14 protein-coding genes and 2 pseudogenes are annotated in these 14049 nt (G+C 41.4%); 7 read left to right on the forward strand and 9 right to left on the reverse strand.

Annotated features, from left to right (window positions below; translation table 11 throughout):
* Positions 1 to 169: 169 nt before the first annotated feature.
* From lplA to ACB031_RS07210, 4 genes and pseudogenes are all read left to right on the forward strand, one after another.
* Positions 170 to 307, forward strand: a pseudogene (gene lplA / locus ACB031_RS07195) (lipoate--protein ligase LplA); the annotation flags it as partial.
* Between the two features lie 33 nt (positions 308 to 340).
* Complete coding sequence (locus tag ACB031_RS07200; RefSeq protein WP_371139268.1) at positions 341 to 2071, forward strand: recombinase family protein; 1731 nt, start codon at positions 341 to 343, stop codon at positions 2069 to 2071.
* Positions 2072 to 2358: 287 nt separating this feature from the next.
* The gene (locus ACB031_RS07205; RefSeq protein ID WP_371139269.1) at positions 2359 to 2583 is read left to right on the forward strand and encodes a hypothetical protein; all 225 of its coding nucleotides are present in this window, start codon (positions 2359 to 2361) and stop codon (positions 2581 to 2583) included.
* Positions 2584 to 3033: 450 nt separating this feature from the next.
* A complete protein-coding gene (locus ACB031_RS07210; RefSeq protein ID WP_371139270.1) occupies positions 3034 to 4254 on the forward strand; it encodes a HEPN/Toprim-associated domain-containing protein in 1221 nt (406 codons plus the stop codon).
* A gap of 178 nt (positions 4255 to 4432) precedes the next feature.
* On the opposite strand, the gene ACB031_RS07215 is transcribed toward ACB031_RS07210, so the two are convergent.
* The 3 genes from ACB031_RS07215 to ACB031_RS07225 all read right to left on the reverse strand — a co-directional run bounded on the left by ACB031_RS07215 (position 4433) and on the right by ACB031_RS07225 (position 8771).
* On the reverse strand, positions 4433 to 5164 hold the full coding sequence (locus tag ACB031_RS07215) for a hypothetical protein (RefSeq protein WP_371139271.1): 732 nt from the start codon (positions 5162 to 5164) through the stop codon (positions 4433 to 4435).
* 911 nt (positions 5165 to 6075) lie between these two features.
* Positions 6076 to 7677 carry a hypothetical protein gene (locus ACB031_RS07220; protein WP_371139272.1) on the reverse strand — a complete coding sequence of 534 codons (1602 nt, stop codon included), beginning with the start codon at positions 7675 to 7677 and terminating at the stop codon, positions 6076 to 6078.
* Between the two features lie 437 nt (positions 7678 to 8114).
* Positions 8115 to 8771: a hypothetical protein gene (locus tag ACB031_RS07225; RefSeq protein WP_201899462.1), complete on the reverse strand. Its 657-nt coding sequence runs from the start codon at positions 8769 to 8771 to the stop codon at positions 8115 to 8117.
* A gap of 309 nt (positions 8772 to 9080) precedes the next feature.
* Between ACB031_RS07225 and ACB031_RS07230 the strand changes: the two genes are divergently transcribed.
* Positions 9081 to 9647 (forward strand): recombinase family protein, encoded by a 567-nt coding sequence (locus tag ACB031_RS07230; protein ID WP_371139273.1) that lies wholly within the window; start codon positions 9081 to 9083, stop codon positions 9645 to 9647.
* A 60-nt stretch (positions 9648 to 9707) separates the two neighbouring features.
* Here the strand turns inward: ACB031_RS07230 and ACB031_RS07235 are convergent, their stop codons facing one another.
* The 3 genes from ACB031_RS07235 to ACB031_RS07245 are packed head-to-tail and all read right to left on the reverse strand — an operon-like array spanning position 9708 to position 11150.
* Complete coding sequence (locus ACB031_RS07235) at positions 9708 to 10025, reverse strand: hypothetical protein (RefSeq protein ID WP_371139274.1); 318 nt, start codon at positions 10023 to 10025, stop codon at positions 9708 to 9710.
* 13 nt (positions 10026 to 10038) lie between these two features.
* Positions 10039 to 10836, reverse strand: a complete 798-nt coding sequence (locus ACB031_RS07240; protein ID WP_029300710.1) for a hypothetical protein — start codon at positions 10834 to 10836, stop codon at positions 10039 to 10041.
* Positions 10837 to 10877: 41 nt separating this feature from the next.
* Positions 10878 to 11150, reverse strand: a complete 273-nt coding sequence (locus ACB031_RS07245) for a transcriptional regulator (RefSeq protein WP_371139275.1) — start codon at positions 11148 to 11150, stop codon at positions 10878 to 10880.
* Positions 11151 to 11257: 107 nt separating this feature from the next.
* Between ACB031_RS07245 and ACB031_RS07250 the strand changes: the two genes are divergently transcribed.
* The gene (locus tag ACB031_RS07250) at positions 11258 to 11887 is read left to right on the forward strand and encodes an XRE family transcriptional regulator (RefSeq protein ID WP_371139276.1); all 630 of its coding nucleotides are present in this window, start codon (positions 11258 to 11260) and stop codon (positions 11885 to 11887) included.
* A gap of 104 nt (positions 11888 to 11991) precedes the next feature.
* Here ACB031_RS07250 and ACB031_RS07255 read toward each other — a convergent pair whose 3' ends face one another.
* The 3 genes and pseudogenes from ACB031_RS07255 to ACB031_RS07265 form a co-directional block, all read right to left on the reverse strand.
* Positions 11992 to 12360 carry a hypothetical protein gene (locus ACB031_RS07255; RefSeq protein WP_155272102.1) on the reverse strand — a complete coding sequence of 123 codons (369 nt, stop codon included), beginning with the start codon at positions 12358 to 12360 and terminating at the stop codon, positions 11992 to 11994.
* Positions 12357 to 12983, reverse strand: coding sequence for a hypothetical protein (locus ACB031_RS07260; RefSeq protein WP_230581618.1), 627 nt, complete (start codon positions 12981 to 12983; stop codon positions 12357 to 12359). The genes ACB031_RS07255 and ACB031_RS07260 overlap by 4 nt, the downstream gene beginning before the upstream one ends.
* A 263-nt stretch (positions 12984 to 13246) precedes the next feature.
* Positions 13247 to 13519, reverse strand: a pseudogene (locus ACB031_RS07265) (type VI secretion system PAAR protein); the annotation flags it as partial.
* 278 nt (positions 13520 to 13797) lie between these two features.
* On the opposite strand from ACB031_RS07265, the gene ACB031_RS07270 reads away from it, so the two are divergent.
* Positions 13798 to 14046, forward strand: coding sequence for a hypothetical protein (locus tag ACB031_RS07270; RefSeq protein ID WP_371139277.1), 249 nt, complete (start codon positions 13798 to 13800; stop codon positions 14044 to 14046).
* Positions 14047 to 14049: the final 3 nt, after the last annotated feature.

The following is a 14049-nucleotide window of genomic DNA, read 5'->3' on the forward strand; positions in this document are numbered from 1 at the left end:
CAATGCGTCAGTCTGTGTCGCCGTATCACGGGATACTTTCAACTTGCTGTCGAAATGTGTCGAAACTGCGATTATTGCGTTATGAGTCAATTATTGGCGGGAGGGGGAAGCGGATCCTTGCTGCCCGGGTGGTATGATAGCGGTTCTCCCATCCCGATGAGGCCTTCTCATGTCCCGATTGCGTCTGTTGTTGTCCGACTCCCACGATCCTTTGTTCAATCTGGCGGTGGAAGAGTGCATTTTTCGCCAGATGGACCCGCACCAGCGGGTGCTGTTTCTGTGGCGCAACGCCAATACCGTGGTAATGTAATGCATATCAAACACGCCATTGGTGATTGTCATGGCCTACATAAAAACACACATATATACCCGTATATCAAAGACTTCCCAGCAAGAGGGCTGCGGGCTAGATGAGCAGTTAGCCCGCATTGAGGCATACATTCAGGACAAGCCCCAGCAATTCCAAGGTGAACCCCAGTATTGGCAAGACATAGGTCTATCAGCCTTCAAGAACAAGAACATTGTTGATGGGCAACTTGGGGAATTCATCAAACTAGTGGTCGAGGGAAAGATAGGTAAGGGTCATGCTATTGTGATCTATTCACTGGATCGCCTTTCTCGTCGTTCTGGTTGGGATGATTCATCGATTCAAAAGATAGTGAATGCAGGTGTAGACATTCATGATGTCTCCGCAAATATTGTTTTGAGAAGTGATGATTCCTTCAGTCAAATTCTAATGCTACTGATTGTCTCTCGGGGTAACAACGAATCACAGATCAAGTCTGAACGTTCAACAGCAGGATGGGCGGCGAGACTTCGAGATACATTAGAGAATGGGAAAGTCTTTACTAAGAAACTTCCATTTTGGCTTAGTGCAGATAAAAACAGTAACTATGTAGTTATTCCTGATCAAGTTGAGATAATCAACAATATCTTTAAAGAATACACCAACGGCCTAAGTTGTCCCATGATTGCAAGAAAGCTCAATGAGGAAGGTGTAAAGACTTCTACAGGTTCTTTATGGCGATCAACAACTATCTCAAAACTAATAAAAGATGAACGGCTAATGGGTAGCTTTAGAAGGGCAGCCGATAAATCACTAATACCGAATGTGTTTCCTGTTGTTGTTGATGAAGAACTTTTTACAATAGCCAATAGAATAATACAGGCGAATGCAGCAGGTATTAAGGGAAGACCAAGAGAGAACAACAAAACCAGAGAGATTAACAATATCATTACTGGATTTGTACGTTGTGGTAAGTGTAACTCAAAGGTAACAACCTCAAAGAATTCAAGAGGAGTAAGGTATGTTGTGTGCCTTAATCGTCGTAATCATGAAGTTTGCGGACAGAAAAGTATTAGGTTGTCAGAGCTAGAAAGGGTTGTTACTGCCTACGCCAAGCAACTTGATATGAGTAAGATATTCTCATATGAAGAAGTAGATACTTCCCTTGAGACCAAATTACAAAGTGAATTGCAAGGTTTAGAGGTAGATGAAAAGAACTGCATTGCAAAGATTGAGCAACGCAAAAAGGAAAAAAAAACTTACTTGGCACTGGCTGATGCCCTAACAGACATTCAAGATCGGATTGAAGAGGTACGAAAGGAACTGCAAGAGGTTAGTGTAAATGAACCCCTTGTGGCGATAGAGAACTATAACATTAATGACTTACTAGACCCAACCAAGAAAGAACTAAGAATGAGTTTGAGAAAATACTTAGTTCAGGTATTGGATAAGGTTATATTCAGAAGTATTGATGATAACATTCTAATCGAAGTTGTTTATAACAAGGATGTGTTTAGGCATGTCTTGATCACTGACTCTAAAGTTAGCACTGTATTGCATGAGATAAGCATAGTAAAAGAAGATGGATTGATTAAGTACAGTACTAAGGGCTTCTCAATCATTGAAGATGAAGAGGCAGGAACTTGTACTTTCAAGGGGCTTGATTCTGTGAGTGTTGAGGATTATTTCTTACTTGCAACCTATATGGATGGGGTAGAGGGGAAACGATGGATTATCGATTGCATGAATGATCCATTGAATGTTGAAGCAGTACTAGAAAACTAAAAAGTGGAGAGTATAGGGAAGGAATATCAAATCGGGATGCCAGAAAGACAAAGTAATGGTGTCTATCTGATTGGTGATGTCATGTGGTACAGTGTTTGGTCATTTAAGAAAGAGCACGGGATCATACCAAACAACAACGATGCAAATCTTTTGGATGCAATTAGCATATCAAGGATTTTCAATGATGATCACATAACAGTCATTCCCAAGATAGGGGAATATAGAACTGTCAGAGGTTTCAGGGCAAAGGACTTGAAAGAGTTTTACAAGATACAAGGATAGTTTAAATGCAGAAGATTCATGATGGAGCCTACGCTTCTGATTCGGGATTGTGGTTAACGGTTCAAGCATTCTTATCCATTTATGGAAATGATATTAGCTATGAAGCCACAGAAGAAGAAATAGAGGAGCGTTTTCCATTTGTTGTTATGGATGGAGTTAAGCACTTTCAGGAAGGGGCTTTAATCATGTCGTTTGATGTTGATGAATCTCTGATGGGTTCTTACTACTAAAATAAAAAGGCACCATCAGGTGCCTTTGTTTTATGCATATTCTCTAATGTTAGTAAGACGCACTAGACTGATGCTCAGTTCATTCAAAATCAGGTTCAACTTAACTAACTGTCCATCGGTTTTATTTTGTGATAAGGAGGGAATAAGAGTTATTTTGTCAAGAAATAAAGACAGGGAAGCGAGTTACCAAAGAATCAAACTGGCGTGTGTATCAGAGCAGCAATGCAGAGGTTCAGGGATGGCCTACAGGCGATTGTGAATGCGTGGTGTTGTGGTTATGTGGGACGAAGTACGAGCTTGGATACCGTGAGATAGAGAACCTTGTTCAGTCCCACGGATTACGGGATCCGAAGTGCCTCAATCAGATGATGGGATCAGCCAGGATAGGGAGGTGCCCCAGCTCGTTCAGGCTGCTATGATGGCAGCATTTGGGACTGGAGAGATTAGATTATGCTTCCATCATCAGCAATTGTAATTGGCTCATATGTTTTAGAATTTTTAGATGCAGCTTATGATCCATGGTTCTTTCTACAAGAAGAATGGGATCGGCGAGTTTACTATGAAGAAACTATAGGTAGTGATTCTAGAGATTTCATTGGTTATGAGTCTACTGCAAAAAAAATTCGTCATCGTCTCTTTTTGGCTGGCTATGATGATAAGTCTCTTGAACATGATTTCAACAATACAAAAAAAATATGGATTGATGATATCGAAGAGCAACTCGCATACTACCATCAAAAGAGTGTATCACCGTTTGCTAGAGGTAAATATCTTCGTAACCTTGTTGATGATATAAAACGCTCTCTAGAAGTTATTCGTGCAGCAAGTTTAGATGATTACAAAAAGGTTTTCTATTTCATATTCTTGAGAGATAGTGAGAAGAAAGATATTGTTACGCGGGATGTAAACTTAGAACTATATGAGATAATAAAAGATGGGATCCAAAGTTTAGTATCAGAACAAAATGCAGGGTATGCAAATTATGATTTCCCTTGCATGAGGAAAGAATCTATAGCACTTCTGTTATTAGACATATGCAATGAAGATGATAAATGCATTCTGGACTTGACTGCTTTGGTTAGAGACGGGTGGGTAGATGATTCATATATAGTATCATCATCATTAAACTCTAAGTTCTATGATAACTTTATAGTTACGCTCTGTAAATTAGGACTTCTAAATGAAGAGAGGGAAAATCAAATACTTCAACGTATGATTTACTCAAACGTGATCACAGCAATGGAATCATACTTGTCTGATACAATAAAACGCACAGTTCTAAGTAGAAAAGCGATTAAGATTAGGTTCATTGAAAAACATAAGGCATTTTCAGAAAAAATAAAGATAAATGAGATATTTGAGTACATAGATAAGATTGATAAAATAATTTCTGATGAAATTGAGAAGATTTCATTCCATAATGTTGTGACAGTAAAAAACCTATATATAGATGTTCTCGACTGTGATTTTAATCATATAGATGTTTCACGCTTGATTGATTATGTCTCAATTCGTCATGACATTGTTCATCGAAACGGAATGAAAACCAATGGTGATATTATTTATCTTTCACAAGATGATGTAACAGTAATGATGGATTTTGTTCAATTATTTATAGATGGTATAGAAACCAAAATGGCCAGTAGTCGTATTGACAGTAAGCTGGACTGAATAAAATGCCATATCAGTACTGATGTTGTATCTTCCGATGGAATAACATCAGTACTATAGTAAAATTCATTGAAAGTAAGTGATAGTGAGGTGTGCAAGCGATTTATATAATTCAAGCAATTAACGTATAGACTTCCATTAGTAAATGTAGAATGTAATGAATAGTATTTTTTAATGTTTATGAAATTTCCACAAAAATGACGTAAGCTGGTATCCTTTTAGGTTCATGTCTCGTTGACGGAGCTAGGTAGTTATCAGTGATTTTATGTTCCCATCTTTTCTTTAATCTAGCACCTGAAGAAAAAAGAACTTCTTTCTCATTAACAGAGTCTTCTATTTCTGGATAAACAAAAACGGGTGTGCTAGATTCAACAACCATTAGAACAAATAGATCTATTCTACCCGCATCAAAAGCTTTATTATTATGCTCTGCATTCCTCAAAGCGACTTGTGGGCAAAATGACGTTGATAATGGTCTTTGAGTTATGATTGATTCTCTATTTTTGTCCCATATACCACCATGGTAAAGATATTGGTGTTTTGATAGGCACATATTAATGTCTAATATTGCCCCGTGTAAATCCAAAAAGCTTACACTATTTGGTGCTAACTTATATTTAATGAATATCTCAGGGATTTCTTTAGGCATGAGAGATAGCATTGTTTGGAAGTTTCTATCATTATCTAGTGATTCTTCTATATGGTTTCCTAAACAATTATCTGCACCAACTTTACACATGTGCATGGCAGCGGTGTATGGGTTTGATAAAGTAAAAACCAATTCTTTACGTTCATTATCTATATAATTTCCTGCTGGAAAGTTGCGAGACATCATCTCTTGGAGTGTTAATCTAACATATCTGTATTTTTTATATGTTCTATGGAAAACATTAACAAGTGGTAGGTTCAAAGTTCGTCCTTGAAAATAAATGCAATACATTTAACATCATTATGTTATCACTCTAAAAATGGTCCGTAAATAAAAAATTGTGAGTAAGCAACTAGTATTGGGGGCACCCCATGTAACACGTAATCAGGACATGGCCCTTTTGTCAGGGAGGTTTTATCAAGTGGGGAGACAGTTTTTCAACCACTTTAGGAATACCGCCTAGTACTATAGTGTCTCTACATCGTATTAGGTACGATATTTAGCTACAAATTTCTAGTTAGTGATTTGACTTCTCAATAATTTATAATGAGATCTCGGGAGGAGGTAGAATTACAGGGTTGCAGATGAAAATATGGATGAGCCTAGCTAGGTTCTTTTTTAAAGAACAGTACCCTTTTGGATCATCCGATGTATGAGTTACTTCCGTGATGCCTTCCTAAGATGCATCACTACACGGGATCTAGGGCCTCCGATTGGCCTGATCGCCCATTCGTCGTGTTCAGTAGCACTGACAATATCAAGGGCAAGAATTATCCTGCTTTCTTGTTTGGATTCATTGGATTCATTGGATTCATTGGATTTACATTTGTTTGAAAAAGCCACACTTATTTAAGTAATGAAAATGAAAAGGCCGTCACTGCTTGCAGTAGGCTCTTTTCCCCATGTAGTCACGAGTCCACGAGTGACTGCTGGTGTACATATGTATAAGTAGGTATCTGTAGCATTTCTGTATTAAAAAATGTACTGCTATAGAAAGTCGGCAGTAGTCAAGCGAACTCGCTGCACTCGTTACTCATGACTACATGAGAAGAACTCCTTACCGCAAGCGGTAGCGGCGTTCTTCATCGCCTTTTGATTGATCAGAACTCAAAAGGTGGGAATAATTCCCTATAATATATAAGGTATTAAATCCCACTCTTTCCTCGTATCCACTACGCAGCCTTCCTCAGTCCGGCTGTAGACTGGTGCTTCTCGTATCTCTCCATGAAGATCTCCCGTTCCCAGTCAGAACAGCTAGCATTGGCCCTCTTGAACATCCACTCCCTGAACTCCTCCAAACCTGGGTTCTTTTGGAGCTTCCTTCTACAGCGTTCAGAAGCGGCGGAATCCAGCTTGAACTGCTTAACAGGTGCACCGACAGGTTTCTTGATGGGATTATCTGACGGGAGTTGTAGGTCAATGTGCTTGATGCTTGTCCCCAGAGCTTCTGCTTGCTCGCGGTCGAGAACATAGACGCGTTGGATTTGGGTTGAACTGTAATCCCTACTACACCCCCTCAGTACGAATTGGTGCATAGCCTCGTGTTCCCTAGAGCTAATGAACTCGCCATAGATAATGCCGAATAAATGTTCAATGTGTGCAGCCTCGCTGGGGCTTGGTTTGAGCGTGGCTAACCAAACACAAGTCTCGTACGCCCTAAAATCGTTCAAGCCACGGGCTTCTACACTGATTTTGTGTCCTGGCAGCTCATATGCCTCCCCGCGAGCGTTCTTACGTTTGTCGTCAGAGTTGTTGTGGGTGTAGTAGTAATCAGTACCTAAATTAGTGCGTAAGTAGTCATAAATTTTGGTTAAGCACTCATTGCTATCATTCTTCCAGGTCGTTGATGCTCGTGTGTGCTCCAGAAAGTAGAAGATTTCTAGGCGATCATCCAAAGGGACAGTTCTTTCTTGTACATAGGGTAGTGTGATTTGTCTGAATAAGTGCTTGTGTGCCTTGTAGATCATGGAGTTAGTGAAGTTCGCTCCAATGAAGGTCATATCTAGGTCAGCATCTATGTACTTCTGCAAATCTCGCCAAGCAGTGATGTTCAATTGGGACTTTGAACTGTCATAAAACCAGCTCGAATCCATGAAGAACTGGTCATTATCCTGAATAATGTCGAGAGTTTTTCCCACTGTAGTGGTTATATCGCCCGAAAAATCACGCTTTGTTCCTATGCAGTACTGCTCGCTGGATTGTCCCTTTTTCGCTTTCTTACTGGTGGTCATGTCATAGGGGGCCAGCTTCAACAACTCATCTTGGACTAGTCGCTTTGCTGCTGGTGTGGCGTCGTTGAGAGTTATATGAGAACTGAAAGTTACAACGTCATCCAGATAGATTTTGAATTTTTTCAGTAGCTTAGGATCTAGTTTAAAGAAGATTTTATCACTAATTATCAGTGCTTTGTGGCTGATCTGGGGGGCTCGTAGGTAGTCCAGAACTGCTTGTAGAATGTCATGGCAGTAGTTCTGCGAGTCCTTATCGCTGACTAAGGTGTGGGCTCCATCGATCTTTGACGCCACATACTCTTGCATCTTGTTAGTGCCGAAAACGAGAATGAAAAATTGATCGGGTTTTGAGCTGTTCACTTCTTGAATCAAGGCGGTAGTTTTACCAGCCCCACACCCATAAGTGCCGAATTTGAACTTATGAAGGTGTGGGAACAGTAGATTGAAATTCATTAGAATGGGGTGTTTTATTGTTTTTATTTTCATGAGATACCTTTTTATACATCCCAGTAAATCATTGTTTACTGGTGATTTTTCACTCATGCATATGCATACAGAGAAACTGTAGGGCCGGAGGCTCTAGGGTTTGATATGGCGTAGCATGGGTGTCCGTAATTTGTAACACAGGGAGGGGGGAAGATTTCAAAAATCGCAGACAGTCGCGTCGCTGCGATGGTCTTGATAGAAGGAAGACAAGGGCTGTGCGGGGTAGGGGATAGGATGCTTTCCCTCTGAGCTCTTCTTGTTGTCTTGACCTAGGCTGACTGGCCTTCACTCCTCAAAAGTATCAGACTCCAGCCCCACGGCTGTTGAATTGAAAAGTCCAAGGAATCTCATACTTAGAACAGAAATCAGCCTGTTTTTATCTGCACTGGTTAAAAATCATCTGAGCCACTGGAATAATATTTGATGTGGCAAAACTGGAAAATGTCAAGATATATTTTATCTTTTTGTGATTACCCACGAGCCTCAGATGTGAATTAGTAAGATGGCTCAGTGGTTCGCGGGTAAGGTGAATCGGCCGGGGGAAAGCAGTCTTGAAACTCAGTATATATGCCAGCCATTTTACCGGCCTCTGCTGGTACGCCAGCCAGGATCAAAAGCAGATTACCTGCAATCCCCAGCAGCCCATTCGAGTGTCGGATTTGCATCAGAACCAGCTCAGGCGGGAAGCCTCTGCCATGACGATTCACTGCATGGATGCCACCGTGCACAAAAGAGCTCAGAGGCCGCCACGAGTAATGTTTGAACTCCTTGAGATGAGCCACTGGTGCATGTGGTGCCTTCTCTTCGATTGCTTCTAGCATTTGGCTGAGCATCGGAATTTTGTTGGCTTGCTTAGCAGTATCCTGCGTGAGCTCAGCGAGCATCAATTCAGCTTGGCTGTCTGTTGCAACATAAAGCACCCAAAGAGAACGAACCAGCGACTCATACTGCACGCGAAGTAGAGCTGCGGCTGATGTATGTAGGCCTGCTGCCACTAGATACTTCAAGCTTTGAGCATGTTCAAAGCTAAGGCTAGCAAGTGCCCTAGCAGCCTGTAGACGACTGGAATCATTTACCAGCGGTAACGAGAAGAAGTCAGCTAGTCGCTCCTCCAATACCGCAGAACGTGCAAGCAACTGATTAAAAAGCATATGGGCCTACCTAAAACAGTTTTTAACAGGACATTTACAAATTTAAGGCTATCCCAACTCTCAACAGCAGAAAAGCGTTTCGTGATAACCCATCAAACTCAACCATTCTAAGTAAACGGCAATTACTGATTTGATAGAGTGTGATCCCGGTTGAAAAAGACACTAGAGGAAAATCTCTTTTGAGTACTCCCTAGTGATACCGATCTGCCGAGTCTCGTTTAGTATCATTTAGATATTGAAACAATCTATATGATACTGTATCGTTATCGTAACTTAAATGATACTTGATGGCAGAGTGGGGGTGAGTAGATGATTTTTGGATATGCGAGAGTCTCGACAAAAGATCAGAGCCTTGAACGTCAGTTAGCTGTACTGGAACCTGTCTGCGACAAGATCATTTCAGAAAAAGAATCAGGGAAGACCACCAGCGAAAGGCCGGAGCTGTTGAACCTGCTTTCTCACCTCCGCGAGGGGGATACCCTTGTAGCCCACTCCATTGATCGTCTTGCACGTAATACCCGTGACTTACTCGAAATGATTGATGCTCTTGTTGAGCGGGGCATAGTCGTTCGCTTCTTGGCCAACGGGATGAGCTTTGACAACTCTCCGCAAAGTCGTCTGATCCTGACCATGATGGGGGCTGTTGCGGAGTTCGAGCGAGGCATGATTGCGTCAAGGCGTAATGAAGGCATAGCGATTGCTAAAGAGGCTGGTCGGTACAAGGGCAAGCAGAAGAACAAGGAACTACACAGTAAGATCACTGAAATGCTCTTGGCTGGAAAGAATACGCCGGATGAGATTGCGAAGCTGTGCGATTGTGGCAGGGCGACAGTGTTTCGTGTCAAAAAGGAAATGATGAGTACAGAACAGGTATAGATTATCTAGAAGGAAGAAGAAGGATTAGATCCTTCTTCTTATTGGATGCTTTCCTATGCTTTAAAGACCATTTTCTTTATATAATTGCTCTAGATCTAAAGTTATGTTTTTCTTATTCAATTCCCTTTCTATGCATTTCCAGCGATTACGTGTAGCAACCTTAAGATCGGCAAAGGTTTTATCTGCCTCAGTGTTACTCATGTCACTTAGACTAGACTTTAACTCAAAATCAAGATCGTCATATCTTTGATGTTCAGAACTACATTTTCCTGTGATTGCATCATTTATGTACTTCCTATCCTTGTAAGGATCGTATGTTCTATATGTTGCCAGGGCTGTTGTGCTGAAAAATAGTAAAAGCATTAATGTTACTTTCATCGGTATCCCCTTGCTATTGAATCAGAATATTAATTATTTCACCAGTATCAGCATTGAACGTGCAAGAATATATAACGTTCTTATATGCACCGAAAGCATTTTGAGCCTTAGCTTTATTCCCATAGAGGGTTACTAACTTATTTTCTTTATCATACCAGTCGTATGAAGAAAATTTCTGTTCAAGTACACCATCCGTCCATTCAAATTGGTATTTAGCTGACTTTTCGACAGCATTCGAGCAGGAATAATTGCCCCCCTTACCATATTTTGTTGCATAGCAGTATGCATCCTCAAGACAATTGGCTTTATCTTCCTTTTCTTTTTTCGCTAACAAGGCCTCTTCAGCAGCTTTGTCTGCTTCTCTCTTTTCTTCATTCGCCCTGTCTTTTTCTCTTTTCTCTACTAAATATGTTGAGTATTCACTTTTATCAAAAATTTTCTTCCTCTTGGCATCTGAAAACTCTGCTTCAGATAGAAATCCCAATTCTTTACCTTGCATTGCACTTGCTGAAGATCCCAGTGTATTCGAGATACTTACCAAAAGAATTAATAAACAAGGTACAGTATAATTGTTTACGTATTTGTATTTTGAAGGTGGTAACAGTCTATTCCTAATTCGCTCTATGGAAAGTAGTGCCCAGGACAAAGCTAACAAAGCGACTAATGTCATAAATGTGGCAGATATAATAGTAAGCGTGCTTGACCAGAAACCCATTCCGGGCTCATATATTTCTTTATAAGTACCTAGCCCAAAGATTAGAGTTATTAATCCCCATAGGCTATATACTAACGCTTGCATTCTTTTTTTCATGATATCTGTAGTTCCATTACGGTTAAAAAATTAAATGGGATTCATTCGTTACCAATGCTCGATGGTACATATCTTTCCGGCCAAATGGTATGGGTAGCAACGCCTATATAGTCAGCAATGATCTGCTCACCTTTAGGCCAGTGCCGTTCAAGTGCGTTATAGAGAGTTCTCTCATGTAATCCGTTATCTCTTGAAAGCTGTGCTAGTGTTCCTCCCTTCTTCTTAATCGCTGCCAGTATGTCTGCTCTGTGCCAGTTCTTTGTACTGGCACTCCGCTCCTTTTTCTGCGATTCTTCAGGATTATGAATACTCATAATGATCACTCGTTACTTACATTAAGTATATGCTTGATCATTATATGGAACATGTCAAACCATAATAAGGATCTCCTGTTCCTTTTGTTGTGGTGATAGGTGACGCTATGACTGAGAAGAAAGAGAGCGTTTTGCAGTTCAGCGAGAGGCTAAAATCCATCGTTCCGGCAGGCTCAGGCCGAGACTTCGCTAAGAGGGCTGGGATTGGCTACAGCACTGTCCATAACTACTTGCAGGGCGTTTCTAGTCCTACTCTAGAGAACCTTGTGCTGCTCGCTAAGGCTGGGAATGTCTCGGTGGAATGGCTGGCAACTGGTGAAGAATTTAGAGGGGCTGCTCTAGCTGTTGCTCAGGAAGCAGAAAATGGCAGAGTGCTAAATATTCCTTTTGTTGATAAAGAAAAATTCCTTTATTTGGATTCTGAAGCATTCCCGGCTCTCCAGGAGAAAGCTAGTCGTCTTGCTGCTCTGCAAGTGGATAGTGATGTGATGGAGCCTACGTTTGGCGTGGGAAGTGTTCTAGTCATAGATCAGGGCCAGAAAGAGCTCAGGGATAGCAAAGTAGTTGTTTTGCGTAAGGCTGGGAACTACTTATACAAGAGAGTGCAGATAGTTTCTGAAGGGTATAGCTTGACCAGTGATAATAAGAGATACAACGAAATAGTTGTTACTGATGAGTCTCTATGTAGTTTCGACGTTGTGGGGATTGGAGTGCTGGTGCTTAATCCATTTGACTAAGTGATTGAAGTCATGGCATTGTTGAATTGGGAAGGGATAACACAACCTCCCAATGAAGTTCAGAAAGCCCCCTTAGTTGGGGGCTTTTTCATGATGGTAAGCAATCACCTTAATTTTAATTGTACTTGCAACATAACTTTCTGACCATCATAAAGTGAGAGGTCGCTAGCTTGTAATGGTGATGCTAATGGCAATTCAATTTTAAAATCATTATTAGCCACAACAACAGGTTTCTTGTCCTTATCTAGTTCAAAAACCTTCAAGTTGTATGTACTTGGCTCCGACTCTATGACTTGGTAGCCATTTATTACTCCCTTGTTTTTTATCCAAGTAATACCATTCCCATCTGTGAATGGCTCATCATCATATACGGGAATATCAACGGAAAATATGAATATTAGAGCTACGCCGAGAACACATAAAAAAGCAAATGTGTGATATAGTTTCTTAAATATGGTTAGTAATGTACTCATTCTGACACCTCTAAGATATCATTCTTAAAATCGTAGTCCAAATCGGTATGTTGGAGCTGGAACTGCTCTGCGTACAATGTCGGTACAACAACCGGCGGACGCCAATAGGTATCAAGTCCTAGATGCTCTGCAAGGTCAATCACAAAAGTCATGCAATTGTGATCTAATAGGTCATATGCTTTCTTATTAGGGCTATGATTTTCACGTCGCTTCTGGTTAATCCAATCAATCGCCTTCTCATAGAAGTAGCCCCGCATTACTACTCCAGCGATGTTGCCTGACTGACCATGGTCCTTTGAGATCTCATTCAGTATCGATTTGAAACTACTCTCAGTTATCATCCCACTGTCGAGCGAAACAGGTTTTTTCATCCCTCCTCGTACAATGCCGGGCTTCACGGCCTTAGGGTCTGCATAACGCCCATATTCATAGTACCGCGTCTGTCCTGTTGTGCCATTTACAAGTAGAACCCCTGCATGCCCAAGATAATAGATCCCAAAATCTCCACGAACAGCGATGCGATATGATGTAAAAATCAAAGGGATCAGAAAATCTCTATCAGTATCCAGGCGAATATCGGTGATAAAAAGATTTTCAAGTGGTGTAGTTAGTACGTTGTTCATCATTTCCCCTTTACGAGCCAACTTTTGCTGCTGCCTTCTACAGTGATCTTTTGAGGCTTCTGTGACTTGGCAAGACCAGTAGCTACCCCATCAGGCCCAGTCATGGCACGATGTGTTTTTCCTGCATCGTCGGTGTAGGTGAACTTGAAATTTGAGAGAGGATCACCAGTAGAGCCAAGTAGGCGAACACTGGTATCAAACCACGGAATGACTCTGGGGATGAAGCTTGATTGCCCTGCTGGGGCTTGATCCCCGACAATCACTGTCCCTGAACCGATAATCACACCGCCACAATCCACGGCACCACCAGTGATAGCCAGAGGCTTGCCATTCACGAGCACAGTAGAAGAGCCAGAGGCGATTGTGCGTGGATGTGGCGGGTTGTTTGGCTTGTCATGAGGGGCGAGTGGATCGCCTACACGGGCAGCGGGGATGCCATCAATGAACACATCAGGTGAGCCAGCTGTAATGGCCGTGGGATGGAACCCGTCATGGTCTGTGCCAATGTCTCCTACTTTCGCGGCATTCTTACTCAAACCCTTCTCCTTGTTATCAATGACAAAACCGACAAAGAGGAGATTTTATCATTAATGTACCAATCGAGACCATAAAGACGTTTTCTCAGAGCGACATCGCATGTCGGCTCAAGAGTTTTTGAGGATGATAATAAGTCTCTTTTTGCTTAAAAAATAATCCTGATGATACATCAATCGTTTTCCTTGAACGTCTCAATCGGATCAGGTATCTTTTTGCTGTCTGTATATACAGCACTACATATAGTATCAAAGTTAACAATCAAGCACAGGATATGGTAATGGCTATGAACAAAAAAACCACCTCTGATAAGGTCGCAACACTCGCCTCACAAGTGCTTAATGATGCTTCCTCCTCTGTAACTGCACGTTCTCTTGCAGCCTCTGCACTGTCTCAAACTAAAGCCGGAAAGCAAACAGGTGCAGAAATGGAGTCTTTTGCGTCGATGGTGCTGCAAAGCAGTAAGTACAGTGCGGATACAAAGACTCTGGCAGCTAGCATCTTGGCTCAGGCCAACAAAGAACGATAACTA

The sequence above is a fragment of the Aeromonas sp. S8(2024) genome (assembly GCF_041403085.1).
Lineage (GTDB): Bacteria > Pseudomonadota > Gammaproteobacteria > Enterobacterales > Aeromonadaceae > Aeromonas > Aeromonas dhakensis.

Coding starts and splice junctions, on each gene's coding strand:
- ACB031_RS07200 (WP_371139268.1), top strand. CDS start 341: ATGGCCTACATAAAAACACACATATATACCCGTATATCAAAGACTTCC.
- ACB031_RS07205 (WP_371139269.1), top strand. CDS start 2,359: ATGCAGAAGATTCATGATGGAGCCTACGCTTCTGATTCGGGATTGTGG.
- ACB031_RS07210 (WP_371139270.1), top strand. CDS start 3,034: ATGCTTCCATCATCAGCAATTGTAATTGGCTCATATGTTTTAGAATTT.
- ACB031_RS07220 (WP_371139272.1), bottom strand. CDS start 7,677: ATGAGTGAAAAATCACCAGTAAACAATGATTTACTGGGATGTATAAAA.
- ACB031_RS07225 (WP_201899462.1), bottom strand. CDS start 8,771: ATGCTTTTTAATCAGTTGCTTGCACGTTCTGCGGTATTGGAGGAGCGA.
- ACB031_RS07230 (WP_371139273.1), top strand. CDS start 9,081: ATGATTTTTGGATATGCGAGAGTCTCGACAAAAGATCAGAGCCTTGAA.
- ACB031_RS07235 (WP_371139274.1), bottom strand. CDS start 10,025: ATGAAAGTAACATTAATGCTTTTACTATTTTTCAGCACAACAGCCCTG.
- ACB031_RS07240 (WP_029300710.1), bottom strand. CDS start 10,836: ATGAAAAAAAGAATGCAAGCGTTAGTATATAGCCTATGGGGATTAATA.
- ACB031_RS07245 (WP_371139275.1), bottom strand. CDS start 11,150: ATGAGTATTCATAATCCTGAAGAATCGCAGAAAAAGGAGCGGAGTGCC.
- ACB031_RS07250 (WP_371139276.1), top strand. CDS start 11,258: ATGACTGAGAAGAAAGAGAGCGTTTTGCAGTTCAGCGAGAGGCTAAAA.
- ACB031_RS07255 (WP_155272102.1), bottom strand. CDS start 12,360: ATGAGTACATTACTAACCATATTTAAGAAACTATATCACACATTTGCT.
- ACB031_RS07260 (WP_230581618.1), bottom strand. CDS start 12,983: ATGAACAACGTACTAACTACACCACTTGAAAATCTTTTTATCACCGAT.
- ACB031_RS07270 (WP_371139277.1), top strand. CDS start 13,798: ATGGCTATGAACAAAAAAACCACCTCTGATAAGGTCGCAACACTCGCC.